Genomic DNA, 22722 nt, shown 5'->3' on the forward strand with positions numbered 1-22722 from the left:
TAAGATTTAAAATGCAACTTTCGGTATATCTAAAACTTTTCTGAAAATCTTTTCTATCTCAGCTTTGTAGTATGTATCCATCTTCAGAAGAGCCAATATAGAAAGCGCTTCAGTGACCAATTTCGTTACATCTTTAGTTGTTTCATCTAAAGCACCAGATTTGAGCATATACGATTTTATCGTTTCAATATCATTTTCAGACTTATCCTTCTTGTTTATCAAACCTAAGAACATTTCTTTTTCGCTTTCCACAAGTTTATCCATCGTTCTCTTAACGAGGATGGTTGCTTTACCTTCAAGGATATCGTTAGCGCTTTTCTTATCACCACCGAACGTGCCAAGTATATCATCCCTATACTGGAATGCTATACCTACCTTTTCACCCATTTGCTGGAGTCTCTGAGCCTCTTCTGTTTCCTTTCCACCTGCCAAATAATATCCGAAGAGCATTGGATAGATAAAGGTATAGTAAGCGGTTTTGTAGAGGCTGATGTTGGTTGGAATATCATCTCTTAGCGCACTCTCAGTTACACTTCCAGTGAAAAGTATGTCGAGCAATTGACCGTATCCGGTCTTCACATAACAGTCGGCAAATAGTTTAAGAAGCCTTTGGAGTGCTTCTTTTTCAATGCCAAAATTAATTAAATCTGAAAGCTTTCCAAAGTAGTAAAAACTTGCTATATCACCAACAACGATTGCAAGGTCTTTTCCGACTTTTTCACTCCCAGTTAGGTGTTCATAAATCTTGTGGAGTGTAGGCTCACCTCGTCTAAGAGAAGACTCATCGATAACATCATCATGCACAAGCAAGAACGCGTGCATTATCTCCAATATCCCGGCTAACATGTATGCACTTTTATCATTATCGTCATCCGGGGAACTCGCGTAACCATAATATGTCAGCAACAATAGAAGTGGTCTGATTCGCTTGCCTGGTCTCAAGGTAAAATTAGCGAACTCTTGAGAATATACCTTCAACGCATCGGGCGTGTTTTCAATCAGTTCTTTCAGTAGCAACTGGATTGTCTTATTTACTCTCTCTGTTAATGACTGAGTATCAAACTTTTCAACTGTTCTCTCTTCTCCCATACTGACTCATTCTCTCCCTGGTTTAGAATAGAGACGTTAACCATATTAGTGATTATACCACAACGGAAAACAATAGTCTAAATCCGTTGTTTGTGATATAATTAAAATGCGAGTAAAAACTTCTAAGTTCTGAACGAACTCGGTAAGAATTGAATTATTACTGCTATATTGTTACACAAATACACAAAGAACATCTGAAAAGCTCCGGTGGTGACAGCAATGACGTTCGAGGAAATTAAAGATAAACTATCTAGATACTTGGAAAACGGAAAATCATATGGTTTAGTTGTTCCAAATAAGGCTTACGCAAAAGCACTGATAAGAGGTTTAATAGAAGACTCCGATATACAAGATTTAATGGTAATCGAACCGGATACAAACATTGGCATCGATGAGGTTAGAACCGTCATTGAGTTTCTTGACTTTTCCCCAAAAGGTGAAATAAAAAAGGTTATTCTCTACGATGCAGACAAAATGACTCAAGAAGCTGCAAATGCGTTTTTAAAAACCCTTGAAGAACCTCCGTCATACGCGATATTAATTCTGGTTACCTCAAGATGGTTTTCACTTTTACCGACGATAAGAAGTAGGTTACAAAAGCTACAAATACAACTACCTATCGAACCAGGATTGGACGAATTTGAGAGGTATCTGGTGTATTGGAATTACGATTTCCTTGAGCCAATTAAGAAAAAGAGTTATTCAATTCTTTCGGAAGAAGAATTTCTCGAAGCTATAGACGAAATTGATGAAATCAATCAAGAGCTCGATGTCATAATATCTTTAAAACATCTTCTCGAACAATATTTAAACAAAGACCTGGCAACTTATGTGAAATTTATTTCGCAGTTATCCAAGAAGAGTAACATTCAGTTTCTGAGAATTGTTGCAAAGGTTATTTCTTGGTTGATTTACAAAAATGGTTCACTTTCTCCAAGTTTGAAGATAAAATATCTGCGCATATGCGATGAGATTCTGAAGGCTAAGATTGCGAACTTCAACTACCAACTGACGTATTATACACTACTACTTGGATTAAGAGGTGATAATCTGTGAGTTTAGAAGCTACCGTTTATGGTGTTGAATTGATGCCACTGGGAAAAATTGTGTATTACTTAGATAACGGAGAAAAATTTACATACGGTGATTACGCAATCGTACTTAGCGAATTTGGGACAGATTATGGCAAAGTTTTGTTAGGACCAAAGAACATAAGCATAGATGATGTCAATTATGAACTCAAAGCCATTATCAGAAAAGCAACAGAAGAAGATTTGGAGATTATCCAAGAAAACGAGGAAATTGCAAAAAAAGCGCGAGAGGTAACTATCGAACTTGTCAAAAAACACAACCTTCCAATGAAGATTTTGCAATCTAAATACATATTTGACCGGAGCAAGTTAGTAATTTACTTTAGCTCAAAAACAAGGGTAGACTTTCGAGAACTTGTAAAAGACATAGCAAAAGAATTCAAAACGCGTATTGAGTTAAGACAGGTCGGTGCAAGAGACGAAATGAAATTTATCAAAGGATTAGGTCTTTGTGGTCGCAAGAGCTGTTGTTCCTACTTCTTGAGAGAATTTGACAGTGTAACCCTGAAACATGCAAAACAACAACAGATGATGATAAACACTTCAAAAATTACAGGACCATGCGGTAGATTGCTTTGTTGTCTAACATTTGAGCATGACTTCTATGTTGAAGCGTTGAAGAACATTCCTGATGAAGGTTCTACAATTTACTACGATGGAAAAATCGCAAAGGTGATAACCGTAAACGTGTTCTTATCGAGGGTAACTCTCCAGACCGATGACGGTGAGATGGTAGCACTTCCATTCTCCTACTTCAAGGAGGGAGAAAATGCGGGAAATTGGAAAATTATTGATCATGCTCGGACTAATAACCATTACAATGGGCTTGACGATGTTCCTGATATCGAAGATGAGTGACCTTAATTGGCTTCCTGGAGATATCGTTATTAAAAGAAAGAATTTTGTTTTCATCTTTCCAATAACAACGATGATTATATTGAGTGTGATACTTACAATAGTATTGAACATCATAGGCAGGTTCTTCAAATGACGACAAGACCCAAAGAAGTCAGGGGATAGGGAGGGAGAAAAGTATGTTCGTTGGTTTGGACCAAGGAACGACAAGCACAAGGGCAATTTTATTTGATGATGATTTTTCAGTTGTGCACGAGGCGCGCAGAGAATTCCGTCAGATATACCCGAAAGAAGGATGGGTTGAACACAACCCTGAAGACATTTGGCAAACTGTTGTCGAAGTTCTTGAAGAATGCAAACGAGTTGCATCTTCAAGAGGAAAGAAGATAGATGTTATCGGTATAACGAACCAAAGAGAAACAGTTGTTGCTTGGGATGCTGAAACAAAAGAAGTGCTACACAACGCCATTGTTTGGCAGTGCCGTAGAACGGCGGAAAGGTCGAGCTATCTGAGAAAAGAGTACGGACGGGCGATAAAAGAGAAAACAGGCTTAGTTGTAGACCCGTACTTTTCAGCAACTAAAATGGAATGGCTTATTCAAAATGTGCCAGAAGTTCAAAAAGCTTATAATAAAGGAACATTGAGGTTCGGAACAATAGATAGCTTCCTTGCTTGGAAATTGACAGGCAGGCACGTAACAGATTATTCGAATGCATCAAGAACGATGATATTTAATATAAACACACTTGATTGGGACGATGAACTTTTGGAACTCTTCGACATCAGGAGGGAATTCCTTCCGGAAGTTGTTGATACAGCACAGCTTATAGGTTACACAGACGATGGTATTCCCGTGGCGTCTTTAGTTGGTGACCAACAGGCAGCACTCTTTGGTCAAACGGCATTCCAAAAAGGAGATGTGAAGTGCACGCTCGGGACTGGTAGCTTTATTTTAATGAACACAGGGAGCGAAAAGATTTATTCTGAACATAACTTATTAAGCACTGTTGGATGGAAGATTAAAGATGAGCTTGTCTACGCGCTTGAAGGTAGCGTGTTCATAACGGGAACGTTGGTGAATTACCTCATTAAAAACCTTGGTTTCGGAAAAGATAGCTCTGAATTAACAGAGCTCGCACTCCAGGTGGGTAATAACGGAGGAATCTACTTTGTCCCAGCACTCACAGGACTTGGCGCCCCGTATTGGGACCCATACGCAAGAGGATTGATAATCGGACTCACTCCCGGAACGGACAAAAGACACATTATATACGCCGCATTCGAAGGTATCGCATTTTCCGTTGGGCAATTAGTCATGTTGATGGAAAAAGAGAGTAATATAAAGATTAACACCCTAAAGGTAGATGGTGGAGTATCAAAAAATAACCTTATCATGCAAGTCCTTGCCGATGTGGTAAATACGGTGGTTGAAAGACCGGTTAACAGAGAAACAACAGCCCTAGGTGCAGCAAGTTTGGCTGCTATCGCTTTAGGCTTGGTCACAAAAGAAAGGCTTCAGGAAATTAGGAAGATAGATAGGATATTTACTCCAAAACAATCTCGTGAGGAGGAATTTAACAAGTGGAAACAAGCAGTCAACCGCGCATTGAACTGGGAATCTTAAATGAAAAGGAACTGAAAAGTGTGGCAAAGAGGTTTGCAAATTGTCTTTCAGACGGCGATATACTGATTCTGTCTGGCGAAATTGGAAGTGGAAAGACCACATTTGTTCGTGGTTTGGTCACTGGACTTGGTTGTAGCGAACACATCGTCACAAGTCCAACGTTCACATTAATGAATGTCTACTCTTGTCTAAAAACAGTCTACCATATAGATGCTTACCGTCTTAACAACTTGGAAGAGATATTTTACGTTCTTGAAGGGGAAATAGAAGAGAAGGATGGAATATTTGTAATCGAATGGGGCGAGTTGGTAAAGGAATTTTTCTTGGAAGATTTCATAACTATTATCTTCGAACATATTGACGAAGGTCACAGAAAAGTAAGTATCACAGCAGACAGTGGAAGACTCGAACTAATAAGGAGGTGCATGAACATTGGATAAGACCGAAAAAAAGAACAACCAAAACAATCAAAAAAGATTCGCAAAGCTAGAAAAAGAAGCAAGAAAGAGTAGGGAAGAAAGAATATCTATTCCAAATATACTGCCTGCAATAGCGATGCGTAGCAACATGGTGATTTTCCCCAATACTGTTGTTCCGTTCTATGTAGGCAGGGAAAAATCCCTTATGGCTCTCGAACACGCGATGGAACACACAAACAACTTGGTCTTCGTAGTGAACCAAAAAGACCCGGCGATTGAAGACCCAAAAGAAAGCGACCTTTACAAAGTTGGCACAATAGTTCGAATTATTCAAGTTGGTAAATTACCTGATAACACTTTTAAAGTCCTTGTTGAGGGAATTGCAAGGGCTAAATGGATAAAGAACGTCGGTGAGAAGTTCTTTGAGTTCGAACTTGAAATACTCAGGGCACGCTATGGCAAATCAAAACGCTTAATTGCTTTAATGCGAATGGTCAAAGAAGAACTCCATAAATATGTCCAGTATTCAAGGAAAATACCACCTGAGACGTTAATGCTGTTAGAAGATGTTGATAACGCCGATGTCTTCGCGGACATAGCGGCATCTTTGTGTCCGGGAAGTATCGAAGAAAAGCAAGAACTACTCGAAATAATTCATCCTGCCAATCGTCTTGAAAAAATCTTAGACATATTAGCTCGGGAAACGGAGTTACTGGAGATAGAACAGCAACTGGACCAAAAGGTCAAGGAAAGAATTGAAAAAAGCCAGAGGGAGTACTACCTGAGGGAGAAGTTGCGTGTTATTCGCGACGAACTCGGCGGAGAAGAAGATGTTGAGATAAAAGAAATAAGAGAAAAGATAGAGAAGGGAAATTATCCAGAACACGTTAAAGAAAAGGTACAGGCGGAACTGCAAAGATTAGAAAAGATGTCTCCATACGCACCTGAGGCGAGTGTGATAAGGACTTACCTTGATTGGATACTCAATTTACCTTGGTACGAAAAGACAGAAGACACGGTTGATATAGAGTATGCAGAGAAAGTCTTAAATGAAGACCACTACGGTTTGGAAGAACCAAAGAAGAGAATATTGGAATACCTTGCGACAAGAAAACTTTCCGACAAGACCAAGGCACCTATAATCTGTTTTGTCGGTCCTCCGGGGGTTGGTAAAACATCTCTTGCAAAGTCTATAGCACGTGCGATGAACAGAAAATTCGGTCGCATGTCACTTGGTGGTCTAAGGGATGAGGCTGAAATCCGTGGTCACAGAAGAACATACGTAGGTGCGATGCCCGGCAGAATCATACAACTCATAAGGAAATTGGGGGTTAAAAACCCTGTGATACTACTCGATGAGATAGATAAAATGGGAATAAGTTTCCAGGGAGACCCAGCTTCCGCGTTGCTCGAAGTTCTTGACCCCGAGCAAAACAAAGATTTCGTAGACCACTACATAGAGTTACCATTCGACCTATCTGAGGTGCTTTTTATTACAACGGCAAACGTACTATACACAATACCACCTGCACTAAGAGACCGTATGGAAGTGATTGAGATTTCAAGTTACACGGATGTTGAAAAGTTCTATATAGCCAAGAACTACATAATACCAAAGATATACGAAGAATTTACAGAGAAGAAGGCAAAGATTTTCGTCTTCAAAGACTCGGCGATAAAAAAGATAATCCATGAATACACCTTGGAACCGGGTGTCCGCGAACTGGAAAGACAACTGAGAAGCGTTGTGAGAAAGGCAACACTGGAATTCACAAAGACTAACAAGACCGTTGTAATAACTCCTGAAAAAGTAGTTGAATACTTGGGACCAGAGAAGATAAGAGAGGAAGATTCTTTAGAAAAACCACTCGTTGGCATCGCGACAGGACTTGCTTGGACTCCAAACGGAGGAACAACACTTTACATAGAAAGTGCGCTGATACCTGGAAATGGGCAACTGATAATCACTGGTCAGCTCGGTGATGTCATGAAAGAATCCGTTCGAATCGCTCTAAGTTTGGCAAGAAAACTGTGTGGAGAAGATTACTCAGAAAAGTTCACAAAATACGATATACATATCCACGTGCCCGAAGGTGCTGTTCCAAAAGATGGACCAAGCGCAGGTGTCACTATTACAACGGCTTTAGTTTCAGTGGTAAAGGACATCCCTGTTAGAAACGACGTAGCAATGACGGGTGAGATTACGCTAAGAGGACGAGTGCTACCTGTTGGAGGTATAAAGGAGAAAGTTTTAGCTGCTTACAGAAAAGGTATTAAAACAGTCATATTACCTAAGAAAAACGAAGTAGACCTGGAAAAGATACCTGAGGAAGCTAAGAAAAACATGAACTTCATCCTCGTTGAAACAATCGACGAAGTGCTGGAGGTGGCTTTGTGTGAAACAAACGCAAGTAAGCAAACCAGTGAAACCAATAGAAGTAAAAAGCGTAGAACTCGCAAAAGTAATAGCGAAACCAAATGACAAATTCCCGGAACCTCTCCGTGGGGAATTCGCATTTGTAGGGCGTTCAAATGTTGGGAAGTCCAGTCTTTTGAACGCACTTATCGGGAAAAGGGTTGCATTCGTCAGTAAGAACCCTGGAAAAACAAGAACGATTAACTACTATCTGATAAATAGCAAGTTTTACCTCGTCGACCTTCCGGGTTATGGATACGCACGCGCTTCCAAAAAAGACAGGGAAGAGTGGCGAAAAGTCATCGAAAGGTATTTTTCTGAACGTTCTTGGAATATGAAAGCGCTCTTTGCACTGATAGATTCCAGACACGAACTCATGGACTCTGACGCTCAGTTACTCGAGTGGTTGGAAGTGCTGGGAATTTCACCTGCTGTTGTGTTGACCAAGATTGACAAGCTAAGCTCTTCAGAATTAAGCAAACAACTTAAGTATTTTGAACAGGTGTTATCAAGTTACAAAATCCGGCAAATCATTCCATGTTCCTCTGTCAAAAAGGAAGGTCTGGATAAGATATGGAATGTTATAATTGAAGAGTTATCGAAAGAATAAAATGCAAAAAACTGTGAAACCAGGAGGTCATAGCGTAGATGATTCGGAAAGAAATAGAAAGCTTATTGAGAAGCTTTTTGATGGAAAGTGGCTATGAATACGATTTCGTTGTCGAGGTACCAGAAGAACACTTCGGAGATTTTTCCACGAATATCGCGTTGGTCGGAGCAAAACACTTCAAAAAGCCACCAAGAGAGGTGGCAAAATATTTTGTAGAAAAGCTCTCTGGGCATCCCATGTTTGAAGAGATAACGATAGCAGGACCTGGGTTCATCAACTTCAAGGTTTCTAAGACTTTTTACAGAAATTTCCTCGAAAATTTCCTTAGAAACCCTTCAGGCATATGGAAGTTCAAAAACAAAGGTAAAATCCTTCTTGAATACGGTAGTGCAAACCCAACAGGTCCGTTAACGGTTGGACACGGTCGTCAGGTCGTTATTGGAGATGTGCTTGGTAACGTTCTGAAATACATTGGCTACGATGTAACCAAGGAAATGTATTTAAACGATGCCGGCAGACAAATAAAACTACTTGCGAAATCTGTCTGGGCAAGGTACAACCAACTTCTTGGCTACGAGGAACCCATACCCGAAGATGGATACCGTGGAGAATACGTAATAGATATCGCGAAACTCGTATTAAAAGACCACGATGACAAGTTCTTCCGCATTTGGAACAACGAAGTAGAAGAGGTTTTTAAAGATTATGCACTCCGGGAAATAACTAAGATGTTTGAAGCAACTTTGAAAAAGCTCGATGCAAAGTTCGACAGCATCGTAAGTGAAAAGAGCTTGATAGATGATGGAACCGTTCAGAAAGTGCTTGATATACTGAAAAGCAAAGACTTGGTATACGAAAGCGAGGGCGCTATTTGGTTTAAAGTATCTCAATTTGAAAATGATAACGATAAGGTCCTTATCAAAAGTGATGGAAGTTACACATATTATTTGACAGATATTGCATACCATTACAACAAATTCAAACGAGGCTATGATATTGCAATCGACATCTTCGGAAGTGACCATCATGGACATTTACCAAGGATGTATGCAGCGATAAAGGCACTCGACATCCCAGAAGATTTCCTCATCTTCGTTTTGCACCAGTTCGTAACACTCAAACGCGGAAATGAAATAGTGAAGATGAGTACACGTGCCGGTGAATTCGTTACATTGGACGAACTGATAGACGAGGTCGGAAAGGATGCTACAAGATATTTCTTTGCAATGGTTGATGTGAACACACATTTGAACTTTGACCTTGAATTAGCTAAAGCCCAAACAACCGATAACCCAGTTTATTACGTTCAATACGCTCACGCAAGAATTTCAAGCCTTTTTGAGAACGCACAGGCAAAAGGATTAAAATTCGAGCTACTTAACAATATCGAACTTCTTGAAAACGAAGCTGAATTGAGAATCATAAAGCTTATTTCCACATTTGACGATGTTTTAGAACGCGTTAGGGACAAGCTCTCTCCACATTACCTAACTGACTATCTTGAAAATCTTGCTGCAGCGTTCCATAAATACTATGCAGACTACAAGATAGTAGACCCAGAAAACCCAGAACTTTCAAATGCACGTCTCAATCTTGCTCTTGGTGTTAAGATTATCATTTCAGAAGGTTTGAAATTACTTGGTGTGAGTGCCCCTGAAAAGATGTAAAGATGTAAAAAGGATGTAAAGCTTAAAAACCCAAAATCCATTGAGAAGGTGACAATCGATGGAAATTCAACAACTCCTTTCAAAATACATGCTTGAAATATCAAAAGTAGACGATGAGAACAAACTTTACAGCGCTTTAGTTGGCATTTTAAAGCGTATTCTTGATTTTCAAGTTCTAAATGTCTTGAAAAACAAAGAACTCATATATTCAGAACCAGTGGACGTAACTATAGCCAAAGAATACTATGCCGACTACCTCCAGTGGATAGAAGAAAGGCTTCATCCAACGTTTCTTCCTTTTGAGGATATTTACGTTGGGCTCATCCCTATTTTCAAAGGGAGTAAGGTATTATCGCTCATAGTTATCCTAACAACTAACGAGCCTACTGCTGAAATCATAGACTATTTACAATTGATTGCTTATCTCTCAGGCATCACGCTTGAAAACCTGAGGCTATTTAAGATTGTTGACGATTCTCGCCAGTACTATGAAACCATAATAAACGTTTCAAACGATGGCATTATCGTCTTTAAAGACCGTGATGTTGAGTTCAAAAACATAAAAGCAGAGCAAATACTCAACGAGCACCATAGATTGTTAGACGAGATTTTGAAGAGTATAGAAAATGGCACTGAGTTTTTTGAGTTCGAGGAAGCGAACTCTTTCTTCAGCGTATCGCTCAAAGGCATCAAACTTTTTGGTGAAGACAGGATACTTGTAAATGTTAGAAATATCACCACCGAGAAAGAGATTCAGAAGTTAAAAGAAGTAGATAAAATAAAGACGAACTTCATTGCAAACATCTCTCACGAATTAAGAACACCACTTGCTGCGATAAAGGCATACGTTGAAACAATATTGAGTATGCCGATGAGTTACGAAGAAATACAAGAATTTCTCAATATCGTTCACGAACAATCCTTAAGATTGGAACAGCTCTTAAACGACTTGCTCGATTTCTCTCAGCTGGAATCTGGAACCATGCGCGTAGTGTTAGAACCTTCCGATATTTGTGACATTATTGAGCGTGCAGTAAGTGCCGTTCAGGCATTTGCCAAAGAAAAGAAAGTGAAAATTGAAAAGGAATGTTTACCAGTAACAATTGAATGTGACCATCGAAGAATTGAGCAGGTGATTGTAAACCTTTTAAGCAATGCAATAAAATTTTCTGACCCACAGAAGGAGAACAAATACGTCAAAGTCTCCGTGAATGACGAAGGAGAGAAAATAAGAATATCCGTTGAAGACAACGGTATAGGTATACCAGGGGATAAAATTGACAAGATATTTGACAAATTCTATCGCGTAGATAACGAACTAACTTACTCGATACCAGGGACAGGACTTGGCTTGGCGATAGTAAAAGAAATTGTGGAAATGCACGGCGGAGAAATCCAAGTCAAATCTGAAGTTGGTCAAGGAAGCATATTTGAAGTCATTCTCCCAAAAAACAAAAATGTCTAAAAAGTGACAATTTACTTGCTCAAAAATAATTAAATGGAGCGAGTGCGAATGATAAAAGAACTACTCGGAACAATTTCTGAAATACCAACTCCAGACATTGTAGTTCAAGAAATTATTTCAACCGCATCAAATCCGAATGCGAGTGCAAAAGACCTTGAAAAGGTCATTTCAATGGACGTCGGACTTTCATCGAAGATACTCCGACTTGTCAATTCAGCATACTATGGTCTGCCAAGAAAAATTACAAAACTGAGCGAAGCTATTGTTATAGTTGGTTTCAAAACTGTGCGTAATCTTGCACTCAGCGTTTTTACGTATTCTGCATTACATTCAAAACATACATTTATTGACCACGACAAACTATGGTCACACTTTATGACAACGGCTATTTTCGCAGAACATATTGCAAAAAATATCGGATTCATGACCCGAGAAGAAGTTTTTCTTGCAGGAATGATGCACGATGTTGGAAAAATAGCAATAGATTTGATTTTCCCAACGTACATGTATGAACTTGCAAAATTTAGCGAGGAAAAACAAACACCAATGTTTTTAATCGAATACAAATGCCAAGTTGAAGACCACATGGAATTAGGCGGTGAGCTTTTAAAACTATGGAAATTCCCCGATGAATACATTTCTGTTGCCCTGTATCACGAAAAACCTTCGCTTAACCCTGATTCACCAAATACAGAGATGATTTCTATTGTTCACTTGGCGAATGTTTTTTCAAACATCTTTTTGCCCGGTTATTCCTTGTCTTACGGTCCACCTTATTTGGATCCTCTGGTTTTCGACGTTCTTGGGATTAAACCCAGTGACTTGAAAATAATGTTCCACGAGCTCGAAAGAGTATTTGAAAGGTCAAAAGATATGATTTATGGAGGTGTTAAAGATGAAGCAGGAATACAAACTTAAGATGCTCGAATCCGAATTAAGAAAAGTTTTAGCCGAAGCATTGATGGAGATGAAAGACCCTTACATAGATACGGTAAGGTCACTCATCACATTTTCAAGAGTGGAAGTTTCAAAGGATAAAAGATATGCCGATATCTTTGTTAGCGTGCTTGGTGACGAAAACAAACGAAGAGAGATTGTTGAATATTTGGAATCAAAAAAGGGATATTTTAGAACTTACGTTGCAAAGAACATAAGAATGTACGTTGCACCTGAACTTAGGTTCAAGGAAGATAAAGGTATAGAAGCCACCGTAAGAATAGCTCAGTTATTGGATTCAATTAAAGAAAAAGAAAAAAGTGACGATAATAAATAAGGGAAGGTCTAATCCGATTTTTCATGGAGGGGTAGCCATGGACGGAGTGAAAGGTGTTGGAATCAGAAGCGGTATCGTTGAACCAGACTTATTGAACAAAAGTCATGTAGCACCAAACGAGCAAAATGATTCAGTCGAAAACGTTGTAAGAGAACACTCGCCGACAAGCGGTGAACTGCAAAATATTTTAAGCAAGCGAAAAGATGAAGACTTGGAAATATTTAAGGAAAACTTCGAGAAGCTAAAGAAAATATTCAGAGGAGAGGCAGAGTTCCGTATTGATAAAGACACAAACATGGTTGTTATTAAGATTAAGGACCCGGAAACAGGGGAGGTTATCAGGCAGATACCTCCAGAACTAGCCCTTAAACTTGCCAAGAAAATTCAAGAATTGCTGGGGGTATTAATGGACGAAAGGGTGTGAGCCTATGGACCTTTCAAGTATAGCTAACAACATCAATTACCGGTACCAACAATCTTCAAGAATGCAGATTGGTGGTGCCGTAAGTGGTCTTGATACACAGAGTATCATAGAAAAACTTTTGGAAATCGAGTCTCTACCCCTCCAGAGACTCAACGATAAGTACACACAATACACAAACCTCCAGAAAGCGTATAAAAAGGTCTCGGAAAAGATAAGAGATTTCTACGACTACATAACCAACTTTTCCCTTCAAGCAACCCTAATCCCAAAGACGGCAACCTCTTCAGCTACGAGCGTTCTCACGGCAAGTGCTGCGCCATCAGCACTGGATGGTACTTACAACATTGATGTATTGAACCTTGCAACGAACAGTATCTTCAAAAGTGGCAAACTCGGAAGAGAAATTCAGGCAACTGATACGTATGCGAGTATAGATACACGCTACACTCCCGTAGATAATTCAACGGTGAAAATTAAGATTGGCTCGCAAGAACAACAAATCACCATATCTCATAGTGACACAATAAACGATATCATATCTAAACTACAGCAAGCGTTTACAGATTTAGGAGCAACTGCTAATATATCCTTCCAAGATGGTAAAATGAAAATCGAATCGAACAAAGCATTTCAAATCTCAAATGTCTCTGGTAACTTCACATTTGTGTTCAGACTAAACGATGCGAGTTTGAAACAATCAGGCACGACTTTTACACTTGAAAGCTCAGGAGATATCGGTGTTTACTCAACATTTAAAACGCTATCGAGTCTTGGAATTAGTTCCGATACAACGATAAAAATAAACGGAAAAGAAATCACGCTTAAAACCTCTGATACATTGCAAACTATGCTTCAAAAAATCAACAACACCGTTAGTGATGTATACGCTACGTACGATGACAAATCTGGTCAAATTGTGCTTACAAGCAAAACGACGGGAGATAACATCATATCAGTTGAGGGCGATAATATTGCATTGACTCCGTTAAAGCTTGATGATGTTAACTCCACTTTTGTGCTTGGACAGTTGGCTCAAGTTAGGGTAACATTCAATGGCGTTACCGAAGAACTTTCATCAAAATCCAATACATTTATTTATAACGGTCTGACTTTAAATCTTTCAGCTTTAGGTAGTGCTATCGTTACAGTTGGAACCGATAGGGATAAAATTGTTGAACGTGTAAAAGATTTTGTTAACAAATGGAATGAGCTTACTGATTTTCTATATACAAAAATAACTGAAGATAAAGTAAAAGGTAAGTCAGAAGACCAGATGAACGAAGATGAAAAACTCCAAGGCATACTGAAAAATGATGCCTTCCTAAGACGTATCTTTGATAAGTTCCGAAACTTCTTAACGGTGAATGTGAATGGAAAAACTCTAAGAGATTTAGGCATTTCTTCTGGTGATACGGGTAGGAGCTTCCAAAACACGATGAGAGGTAAGATTACGTTAGATGAAGACCGACTAAGAAAATTCATAGATGACAACGGCCCTAACGGTGTGTGGGAATTCTTTGGAAACACAGAATCCTACAAAGGTCTAGCAATTCAAATCAAGGAATATAGCTGGGACTTAACAAAGTTCAACGGTGAAATCGACACAGTCGCTGGGGTAAACGGAAGACTTGAGAGAGAGAAACGTATTCTTTCGAAACGCATGGTAACGATGATGGAGTATATTCAAAAGAAAGAACAACAACTCTGGGCAAAGTATTCGGCTCTCGAAAGTGCCTTGGCAAAATTACAAGCCCAAGGTGCATTTATGGCTCAAGCGTTTGTGCAAAGGAAATAGTTTATCTCTTCTCTTTAAAATACTTGCAGCATGTTGTTAAGAAGCACTCCTCACATTTAGGCGAAATTGGACGGCAAATCTGTTTTCCGAACTCAACCATAGAACCATTGACTGGACCCCAAAGATTGGGGTTCAGTATTTTTTTCAATTCTTCTTCCGTTTGTTCCGGAGTTTTCGTATTCACCCACCCCAATCGATTCGATATCCTGTGAACATGTGTATCTACTGCAAGTGCGTGCTGTCCAAAGCTCACATGCAAAACGATGTTCGCAGTCTTTCTACCCACACCAGGTAATGAAACAAGTTCTTCCAAGCTATTCGGAACCTTCCCGCCGTACTTTTCTAATATTATCTTCGATACAGCAACTATCCTTTCCGCTTTCTCCCTGTAAAGCCCGGATGGTTTAATCAGGTCGTACAATTCTTCTGGCTTTGCCTGAGCTAACTGCTCGACATTTTCATATACACTGAAAAGATTCCTTGAAGATACCTCCGTGTTCTCATCACGGCTTCTTTGACTGAGAATTGTGGTGATAAGTACTTTGAAAGGGTCTTTTTCCTCGTGGACCCGCGGAAATTTTTCTATTATCATTTCGGCAAGCTTATTAATGTTGCTACAATCTATCTTAGATGTGTTCCAAATCTTTCGGTTCGAATTTCTCATACTCCTCAATTAACCTCCTTGCATTCTCCTCATCCTTCTTCATTTGATCTATCAACTGAGTTATTGTATCGAATTTAACCTCGGGTCTTAGATACTCAAGGAATTCTACACGTATCTCTTTGCCATACAAATCCTCCGAGAAGTCAATTATGTAAACTTCGTATTTTATCTTCCTTGAATGTTCTATCGTTGGTCGGAATCCCACATTCATCAAACCATAGTATTGTTTCGGTGTGTAAACCTTAACAAAATACACACCAGTAGCTGGTTCGACCAAGTACAGGTCTGGCCTTTTCACATTGGCAGTGGGGAAACCCAATTTTCTCCCAATCTGTTTATCTTTGTAAACTACACCGTGTATAGAATAGTTCCTACCTAAAAACCTCTTTACATCCTTCACTTGTCCTTTTTTTATCATCTTTCTGATACAACTACTGCTTACCCTTACCCCATCCACAATAACGGGCGGAATTACCTCCAGTTTTATACCCTTTCGTTTACACAGCTTTTCAAGTAAGTGAATATCACCGGCTCCGCCTTTACCAAACTTGAAATCGTGACCAACGACAATACCTTTTACATCCTTAGAAATCCACTCGAAAAATTCCTCAGCCGTTAGGTCTTTAATTTGTGGTAGCTCCAGTATCTTTACATCTCCATAAACAGAGAGCAAATCCAACCTATCTTCAACGGATGTAATCAGACCCTCAAATCCTCCTAAATAATATTCCATGGGATATAAAATCGTGTAGATTTTTGCCTGACCGTTGTTCTCATCAGCAAGTTGTGAAAGTTTTGAAAGAATTTTCGTGTGACCTTTATGCACCCCATCAAAAACCCCAATCGTAATGAAGAAACCACCAACTTGTTCGAAACTTTTTGAACCTTCTATGTAGCTCATATTAATTCACCTCTTGCAATTGCTTTTTAATCCATTGACCTTCTCAAGAATATTTGACTCATCTCCACAAATTTCAAAGGCTTGTGCTTTTCTGTACCAAAATCCAGTTTTATAAATGAAATCAATGCACCTATCCTTAAAGCAAAGGCTATCATGAACATGACGTTGTATCCCGTAAGTCCAAAGAACCGCAGGTCTTTAATTGCATTTAAAGTAATTCCACCCAAATAGGATGCAATTAGTGAGGAAATTCCAGCAACAAGAGCGTGCATGGAGATGTATATTTCGCTTGGTTCTTCAACAATCCCCAAAAGCAAAGTGAAATACGCGAGGTTTATTGCACTCCACGCCATTGCTGCGATAACTACGTCGATAATAATCAAATATCTGTAATTACTTGGTGTCATCATCGAATAAAGAAATGGGATAGCTAATGCCAAGGTAATCCCATATCTAATCATATTCTTTTCCCCAACATGCTCGGCAACCCTTCCATAGAATGTGTAGAAAAACATCGCAAGCAGAGAGTTTACAATGTTCAATATTCCAAGATATGAATACGGAACTTTGAGTTGTGATACTTCAAAATAACTGAAGAACGGGCCAGCAAACTGTATTGCAAAGTTCCAAATAAAGACAAATACCACGAAATTTCTGAACTTTCTATTCTTTAAAGTCCTTAGCGGCATCGTTAATCCGTATTCGACAACTTTTGTCTCAGGGATGTCGTGCAAATAAAGTAGATATGCAGTATAGATAAATACCGAAGAACAGACAAGGTAAATAAGGAAAAGGGCAGTTGTGCGCTCAAGGTATTGCAAAATCATCGAATAAGAAACCCAAGCAATAAGGCCTGCAAATGTAGCTACCGTGTTTCTCATTCCGAAATATTTATTTCTTCTATTTTCAGGAACAATATCTTTCATCGCTGACGTCCAAAGACTCCCAACCAAACTGTTCAGAATACTAAAGACAATGAACGGTATCGCCGCAACAAGCTTGTTCCTAATACCCGTGACCAATGAAAGTGGAATAATCACAAAGCTTGCCCTTGCAATAAACGCGACCCAAAATATAGCCTTTTTTCTCGAAGGAATAATTTTGTAAATTACCGGAGAGAAGAATTGTACCAACTGAGAAGAAGCAGGTAAAACAGCAAGGACAGATACAAGAACCGGGTCAAAATTGAAGTACAGTGCAAGCGTGGAGTAAACAAATCCCTGAGTTGCATTAAACGCAAGTGTGTAAAGCGAGCCTTCTATAACAGATAATCTCATCGTTCTTGTATAATCCCTCTTTGAGCTACTCAAATCGCCTGTCGACATGTAACTAATTACTCCTCCTTTTTTCAAAACACATAACTACATCTTCTTATAAAATCCTACCACGTTTTGTTCGCTTTTTGAACTATCCATTTTAAAATATGCCCCAGGGATATTGCACCTGGGGCGTGGTTGCTACTATTGAATTTTCGACTATTGATTAGCTGAAATATTATTTTAATCCAGTTCTCGCAATACCTCTGACGAAGTACTTTTGTGCAAAGAGGAATATAATCACAACTGGAAGTATGCTGAACGTTGCTGCAGCCATAAGCAAGTTGTAAAGTGTTCCCACTTCTGAACTAAATGACTGCAATCCAACCGTTAGTGTTCTGTACTTCGGACTGTTAGTGACAATTAACACCCACAAGAAAGCATTCCAACTACCAACAAATTTTAAAAGTGCGCTTGTGATAATCACAGGTTTACTGAGAGGAACTACTATTTGCCACAAAAATCTCCAATGTGATGAACCATCGATTTTCGCTGCATCAAAAAGTTCCGATGGTATACTCATGAAATGTTGTCGCATCAAGAATATTGAAAAGACACTAACAACCCACGGAACTATCAGTGCATAGTATGTATCTATCCATCCAAATTTCGTTATCGTAATGAAGTTTGGAACAAGCAGCACCTCACCTGGCACCATCATTGTTGCGAGGAATATACTAAATAACAAACCTTTTCCTGGGAAGTTCATCCAGGAAAACGCATACGCCGCCATTGACGAAATTACGATTTCTAAGATTGTCGTTGCTGTTGCAATAAAAACGGTGTTGAAGTAGTATCTTCCAAACGGAGCTGCGTTCCAAGCTTCAACGTAGTTCTGGAATACGTTTTTGAATACATCGCTGGTACTGAATTTAACATGAACAGTTCTAATTCCATCGTCAACAAAATACACTGGATGCACATCCTCAAGAAGGATTTCTATAGTCTTTCCTTCCTTGACTAACACGTCTTTAACAAAGCTTGGAGCCGACACGACACGCCAAGCGTAAACTGTTTGTTCATATATAGCTCTCAAAGATTGTAATTCAAGAGAATTCAGTGCTATCGTTCTGAAAACTTCCTTAGCATTTGGAATTTCTTCAGCATACGCATCAAGCTTTGATTTTGTCGCTGAATAAGACAGGTTAAATCCTACTTTTGATTCCAACGCATCAATAAAAGTGTCATAAGAATCGTTTAGCAGAGTTTGTGAATCCAAGCCTTTTTCTGCTGCAATATTTATCAAGTTTCCTAAAAGTGTCTTAAGAGACGCCAAATCCTGGGCATTTATATTGAATTTCTTTATTACTTCGTCATCGAGCCTCTTAGCAAATTCTTCCACAACATCTTTTAATGATGTGTTCTTTACAATTTCAACAAGTAAATCTCTATCCTTAAAATCCTGAACGCGGTTTATCAATAAATTGACACGCTCTTCTTTGCTAAGAGGAACAGCAACTATATCGGTCTGTGCTTGCTCATTTTGGATTTCAGCAAAGTAATTCTTAACGTTCACATAGAAATCTATATTTTCCAAGTATTTTCCTACGGTGTTTCTAACAGTATTGTTGTAGTTCTCACTTACCTCATTAGTTCCAAAGTAAACAAAATTGTATCTGCTCAAAATATCCCTTATCGCATTAATTTCCTCGTCATTCAGAACTATATCTGTTCCTGCCTTGTATCTATTAACCTCAGCCTTAACCATCTCGATATTTTTAACAACATCCTCTAAGAATTTTTCAAATTCTGATTTTTCTTTTTCATCGGTAATTCTATCAATCCCAAAAGTAGAAATCATGTCTATTGTATCTGCTAAAGATTCAAGTGACCCCACCAATCCTTCGACAAAAACATCTCTTCTAAAAAACGGATTGGCACCAGTCTTATAGAACAAAAAGACATTTTCGAAAAACTGCTCTGGGTTACCCATATCAGTATTGAAATCACTCGGAACAGACACTTGCGCAAGGAATTTGCTGAACTCCTCTTGAGACACGCCTTTTGAATACTTCACACCCTTGAACGGTATCGTCAGGGTTCCTCTGTAAAACGGGTCATCGTTTACGTTCAAATTCAACCCTGTGCTCTTTTTCGCAACAAATGAAAGAGCTTCTCTCAAACTCAAGCCCTTAACTGTCGTTACCGTTCCAGTTGAAGGGACAACCTTTATGTCTCTATTCAGTGCAAAAGACCTGGTAGTCCACTTCGGGGGCCACGAATTAACTTCTGATGGTAACTTGAACGAAGTCACTACCATCCATGCAAAAGGGGCAATCATAACAACTGAGCCAATTACTAAAAGTAGGTAAATTACGAGCTTTTTTAATTCTCTCATATTCTGTTCCCCCTCATCGCATCAGCTAACGTATTCGACGACCTTGTCGCCGACTCTGTATTGGATGAATGTGAAGACAAGGATTACTAAGAACAATAGATAAGCTGCAGCACTTGCAATACCCATCCTTTGCTGACGATAGAACAAGTCAAAAACGTAATAAACCATCGTCATACCGCTGTTTCCGTATGGTCCCGGTAAGCCATCATACAAGGTGAAAACCTCTTGGAAGACCTTGAACGCACCTATGACAGAAACTATCAGTAAAAAGAAAGTTGTTGGTGAGAGAAGGGGCCAAGTGATTTTCAAAAACTTTTGTAAACTGTTCGCACCATCGACTTCTGCAGCCTCATAATAAAACGTGTCGATATTCTGCAAACCAGCTAAGAAAATCATGGCGTTGTATCCGACGTGTCGCCATATGGAGACTATGCTAACTGTCGGTATTGTCCATTTTGCATCTTTCAACCACTTCACTGGCTCTAGGCCCATTGAGACAAGTATATAGTTAAGCAAACCCACGTCATCGTTAAAAATCCATTTCCAGATAAGCGATACTGCAACAACTGAAGTGACAAATGGTATGAAAAACACTGTTCTGAAGAAGGCTTTGAATCGCTCTATGCTGTTCAAAAGAAGAGCGATAAGCAAAGCCAAACTTAAACCAATAGGAACCGTGAGAATCACATAGTATGTGGTATTCACTAAAGCCTTAAAGAACAAATTCTTCTCTGACGCGTCTATAAGAAAATCTACAATTCCATAGCTTTGACCATTAAACCCTGCCGTGAATCTAAATTCGAAAAGGACATAAGTAACAAGCCATATGGCAAATCCAAGCCATGCATGGTCTGAAAGCAACTTAGAATTAACTATCCTACCACGCCAACCCCAAACAAGAAGTCCAGCTGAGACTAAAAGAAAAATCAACAACCTACCCATATTAAAATGAGCCATCGAAGTTCCATAAACAACAAGCAATGTTACATACACAACAACGAAAATTGCTTTTTTCCAGTCCAACTTCTTTTTTCCAAACATTTCAGCAACAACGAATACTACCAATAAAAATAGGACAGATAGTAAAATGTAAAGCGCACTGTAAATCAACCCCCTGTAAAATGGGAACTTCACAGGATAATCGAATTTCAAAATCTCTTTGTAGTTTCCAAGACCATAAAAGTATGGGTTCTTCATGTTCCTAAAGTCCCACTTAAAAAAGCTTAGCACAAAAGAAAAGCCGATGGGCCAAAATGTGAAGATGCTTAGCACGATTAGCGAAGGTAGCAAAAACAGATACGCCAACAAACTCTCTCTAACACGACTTGGTTTTATACGCGCCATCAAGCCCCACCTCTCAAATATGTTTTAATTGCTCTATTAGAGAATATAAGCAGCTGCATTCTCATCTTCAATAATTTTTCCAAGTTTCTTGGTAACATAGTCTTTGTCTATGACTATCTTCTTTTCTACTTCAGGTGCTTCAAACATGATGTCTTCCAAAAGCTTTTCTACTACCGTATAAAGCCTTCTTGCTCCTATATTCTCCATCTTTTCGTTCAATTTGTATGCTATCTTTGCAATTTCCCTTATCGCATCTTCTGTGAAATCAAGTTCCACTCCTTCCGTGTAAAGAAGGGCTTTGTATTGTTTTAAGAGAGCGTTTTCTGGCTCTGTGAGTATTCTTACGAAATCTTCTTCTTTGAGAGGTTCCAATTCTACCCTTATTGGGAACCTACCCTGGAGTTCTGGAATCAAATCTGAAGGTTTTGACATATGGAACGCGCCAGCACCTATAAACAAAATGTAATCCGTTCTAACTGGTCCATACCTTGTCGTAACAGTTGTCCCCTCAACAATTGGCAGTAAATCTCTTTGAACCCCTTGCCTTGATACATCAGGTCCGTGCCCTTGTCCACTTGCCGCTATCTTATCAAGTTCATCGATGAATATAATTCCTCGTTCTTGCGCCAATGTGAGTGCTTTTTGAATGACCTCGTCCATATCGATGAGTTTTTCGGATTCTATAGGAGTGAGTATTCTCCTTGCTTCTGAAATTTTCATTCTTCTTCTCTTCCTCTGTTTCGGTAGTATATTTCCAAGTATCTGGGAAAAATCAATCCCCATGTCTTCCATATCTGGCATACCGATAAAACCAACACCTGGTTGACTAACTTCGATGTCTATTTCTATTTCCATATCTTCCAGTTCACCGTTTCTAAGCTTTTCCCTTAATTCTGCTCGCTTTCTGCGAATATCGACTTCTTCAGTTTGCTCTTGCTGACCTTGGAATGCAGCTTGGAAACCAAATATATTCGCAAAAGGTATATTTTGTTTTTTACTTGGAACCAAAGCTTCCAGTATCCGCTCTTCAACCAAGTCCTTCACCTTTGGCTCAACTTCTTTTATCTTTTCCTGTTTGACCATATTAACAGCTATCTCAACCAAATCCCTTATCATCGAATCTACGTTCTTACCTACGTAACCAACTTCCGTGAATTTTGTCGCTTCAACCTTTAAAAACGGCGAACCAGATAGTTGTGCTAATCTTCTTGCAATTTCTGTCTTACCAACACCTGTTGGTCCAATGAGCAAGATATTTTTTGGTATTACCTCTTTTCTCCACTCCTCAGGTAACCTTTGTCTTCTAATTCTGTTTCTTATCGCTATCGCAACAGCCTTCTTCGCCTCGTATTGGCCTATGATGTACTTATCAAGTTCTGCAACAATTTGGCGTGGGGTTAAATTATCAAAACTCGACAGGTTTGAAAGGT

General features: G+C 39.1%; 20 protein-coding genes. 13 read left to right on the top strand and 7 right to left on the bottom strand.

Annotated features, from left to right (window positions below; all coding sequences use genetic code 11):
- Window positions 1-6: 6 nt before the first annotated feature.
- Entirely contained in the window at window positions 7-1089 is a 1083-nt protein-coding gene (locus AC3M61_RS00875; protein ID WP_500779057.1) for a polyprenyl synthetase family protein, read from the bottom strand.
- A gap of 219 nt (window positions 1090-1308) precedes the next feature.
- Between AC3M61_RS00875 and AC3M61_RS00880 the strand changes: the two genes are divergently transcribed.
- The 13 genes from AC3M61_RS00880 to fliD are packed head-to-tail and all read left to right on the top strand — an operon-like array spanning window position 1309 to window position 14729.
- On the top strand, window positions 1309-2145 hold the full coding sequence (locus AC3M61_RS00880; protein ID WP_500779058.1) for a DNA polymerase III delta subunit-related protein: 837 nt from the start codon (window positions 1309-1311) through the stop codon (window positions 2143-2145).
- Window positions 2142-3038 (top strand): PSP1 domain-containing protein, encoded by an 897-nt coding sequence (locus tag AC3M61_RS00885; RefSeq protein ID WP_500779059.1) that lies wholly within the window; start codon window positions 2142-2144, stop codon window positions 3036-3038. Before AC3M61_RS00880 ends, AC3M61_RS00885 begins: the two co-directional genes overlap by 4 nt.
- Window positions 3013-3171: a DUF2905 domain-containing protein gene (locus AC3M61_RS00890; protein WP_500779060.1), complete on the top strand. Its 159-nt coding sequence runs from the start codon at window positions 3013-3015 to the stop codon at window positions 3169-3171. The genes AC3M61_RS00885 and AC3M61_RS00890 overlap by 26 nt, the downstream gene beginning before the upstream one ends.
- Before the next feature lie 43 nt (window positions 3172-3214).
- Window positions 3215-4660, top strand: coding sequence for a glycerol kinase GlpK (gene glpK, locus AC3M61_RS00895; RefSeq protein ID WP_500779061.1), 1446 nt, complete (start codon window positions 3215-3217; stop codon window positions 4658-4660).
- Window positions 4618-5100: a tRNA (adenosine(37)-N6)-threonylcarbamoyltransferase complex ATPase subunit type 1 TsaE gene (gene tsaE, locus AC3M61_RS00900; RefSeq protein ID WP_500779062.1), complete on the top strand. Its 483-nt coding sequence runs from the start codon at window positions 4618-4620 to the stop codon at window positions 5098-5100. The genes glpK and tsaE overlap by 43 nt, the downstream gene beginning before the upstream one ends.
- Window positions 5093-7561: an endopeptidase La gene (gene lon, locus AC3M61_RS00905; RefSeq protein WP_500779063.1), complete on the top strand. Its 2469-nt coding sequence runs from the start codon at window positions 5093-5095 to the stop codon at window positions 7559-7561. Before tsaE ends, lon begins: the two co-directional genes overlap by 8 nt.
- Window positions 7512-8105: a ribosome biogenesis GTP-binding protein YihA/YsxC gene (gene yihA, locus AC3M61_RS00910; protein WP_500779150.1), complete on the top strand. Its 594-nt coding sequence runs from the start codon at window positions 7512-7514 to the stop codon at window positions 8103-8105. The genes lon and yihA overlap by 50 nt, the downstream gene beginning before the upstream one ends.
- Window positions 8106-8143: 38 nt before the next feature.
- Window positions 8144-9772, top strand: coding sequence for an arginine--tRNA ligase (gene argS, locus AC3M61_RS00915; protein ID WP_029683990.1), 1629 nt, complete (start codon window positions 8144-8146; stop codon window positions 9770-9772).
- 58 nt (window positions 9773-9830) lie between these two features.
- Entirely contained in the window at window positions 9831-11237 is a 1407-nt protein-coding gene (locus AC3M61_RS00920) for an ATP-binding protein (protein WP_029683991.1), read from the top strand.
- 48 nt (window positions 11238-11285) lie between these two features.
- A complete protein-coding gene (locus tag AC3M61_RS00925; RefSeq protein WP_500779064.1) occupies window positions 11286-12155 on the top strand; it encodes an HDOD domain-containing protein in 870 nt (289 codons plus the stop codon).
- On the top strand, window positions 12133-12510 hold the full coding sequence (rbfA, locus tag AC3M61_RS00930; protein WP_029683993.1) for a 30S ribosome-binding factor RbfA: 378 nt from the start codon (window positions 12133-12135) through the stop codon (window positions 12508-12510). Before AC3M61_RS00925 ends, rbfA begins: the two co-directional genes overlap by 23 nt.
- Window positions 12511-12547: 37 nt before the next feature.
- Window positions 12548-12934 carry a flagellar protein FlaG gene (locus AC3M61_RS00935; protein ID WP_500779065.1) on the top strand — a complete coding sequence of 129 codons (387 nt, stop codon included), beginning with the start codon at window positions 12548-12550 and terminating at the stop codon, window positions 12932-12934.
- A gap of 4 nt (window positions 12935-12938) precedes the next feature.
- On the top strand, window positions 12939-14729 hold the full coding sequence (gene fliD / locus AC3M61_RS00940) for a flagellar filament capping protein FliD (RefSeq protein WP_029683995.1): 1791 nt from the start codon (window positions 12939-12941) through the stop codon (window positions 14727-14729).
- A gap of 1 nt (window position 14730) precedes the next feature.
- Here fliD and nth read toward each other — a convergent pair whose 3' ends face one another.
- The 6 genes from nth to hslU all read right to left on the bottom strand — a co-directional run bounded on the left by nth (window position 14731) and on the right by hslU (window position 22711).
- Complete coding sequence (nth, locus tag AC3M61_RS00945) at window positions 14731-15393, bottom strand: endonuclease III (RefSeq protein WP_500779066.1); 663 nt, start codon at window positions 15391-15393, stop codon at window positions 14731-14733.
- Entirely contained in the window at window positions 15356-16294 is a 939-nt protein-coding gene (ribF, locus tag AC3M61_RS00950; RefSeq protein ID WP_500779067.1) for a riboflavin biosynthesis protein RibF, read from the bottom strand. Before ribF ends, nth begins: the two co-directional genes overlap by 38 nt.
- 26 nt (window positions 16295-16320) lie before the next feature.
- The gene (locus tag AC3M61_RS00955) at window positions 16321-17646 is read right to left on the bottom strand and encodes an MFS transporter (RefSeq protein WP_500779068.1); all 1326 of its coding nucleotides are present in this window, start codon (window positions 17644-17646) and stop codon (window positions 16321-16323) included.
- A 142-nt stretch (window positions 17647-17788) separates the two neighbouring features.
- Window positions 17789-19948 carry a carbohydrate ABC transporter permease gene (locus tag AC3M61_RS00960; protein ID WP_500779069.1) on the bottom strand — a complete coding sequence of 720 codons (2160 nt, stop codon included), beginning with the start codon at window positions 19946-19948 and terminating at the stop codon, window positions 17789-17791.
- A gap of 21 nt (window positions 19949-19969) precedes the next feature.
- Window positions 19970-21283 (bottom strand): carbohydrate ABC transporter permease, encoded by a 1314-nt coding sequence (locus AC3M61_RS00965; RefSeq protein ID WP_500779151.1) that lies wholly within the window; start codon window positions 21281-21283, stop codon window positions 19970-19972.
- A gap of 45 nt (window positions 21284-21328) precedes the next feature.
- Entirely contained in the window at window positions 21329-22711 is a 1383-nt protein-coding gene (gene hslU, locus AC3M61_RS00970) for an ATP-dependent protease ATPase subunit HslU (protein WP_500779152.1), read from the bottom strand.
- Window positions 22712-22722: the final 11 nt, after the last annotated feature.

It is taken from the genome of Fervidobacterium sp., assembly GCF_059913585.1.

Bases quoted from the DNA above. Each gene is read 5' to 3' on its own strand.
- AC3M61_RS00875 (WP_500779057.1), bottom strand. From the start codon at position 1,089: ATGGGAGAAGAGAGAACAGTTGAAAAGTTTGATACTCAGTCATTAACA.
- nth (WP_500779066.1), bottom strand. From the start codon at position 15,393: ATGAGAAATTCGAACCGAAAGATTTGGAACACATCTAAGATAGATTGT.
- AC3M61_RS00960 (WP_500779069.1), bottom strand. From the start codon at position 19,948: ATGAGAGAATTAAAAAAGCTCGTAATTTACCTACTTTTAGTAATTGGC.
- fliD (WP_029683995.1), top strand. From the start codon at position 12,939: ATGGACCTTTCAAGTATAGCTAACAACATCAATTACCGGTACCAACAA.
- ribF (WP_500779067.1), bottom strand. From the start codon at position 16,294: ATGAGCTACATAGAAGGTTCAAAAAGTTTCGAACAAGTTGGTGGTTTC.
- AC3M61_RS00935 (WP_500779065.1), top strand. From the start codon at position 12,548: ATGGACGGAGTGAAAGGTGTTGGAATCAGAAGCGGTATCGTTGAACCA.
- glpK (WP_500779061.1), top strand. From the start codon at position 3,215: ATGTTCGTTGGTTTGGACCAAGGAACGACAAGCACAAGGGCAATTTTA.
- AC3M61_RS00880 (WP_500779058.1), top strand. From the start codon at position 1,309: ATGACGTTCGAGGAAATTAAAGATAAACTATCTAGATACTTGGAAAAC.
- AC3M61_RS00920 (WP_029683991.1), top strand. From the start codon at position 9,831: ATGGAAATTCAACAACTCCTTTCAAAATACATGCTTGAAATATCAAAA.
- AC3M61_RS00890 (WP_500779060.1), top strand. From the start codon at position 3,013: ATGTTCCTGATATCGAAGATGAGTGACCTTAATTGGCTTCCTGGAGAT.
- argS (WP_029683990.1), top strand. From the start codon at position 8,144: ATGATTCGGAAAGAAATAGAAAGCTTATTGAGAAGCTTTTTGATGGAA.
- rbfA (WP_029683993.1), top strand. From the start codon at position 12,133: ATGAAGCAGGAATACAAACTTAAGATGCTCGAATCCGAATTAAGAAAA.
- AC3M61_RS00925 (WP_500779064.1), top strand. From the start codon at position 11,286: ATGATAAAAGAACTACTCGGAACAATTTCTGAAATACCAACTCCAGAC.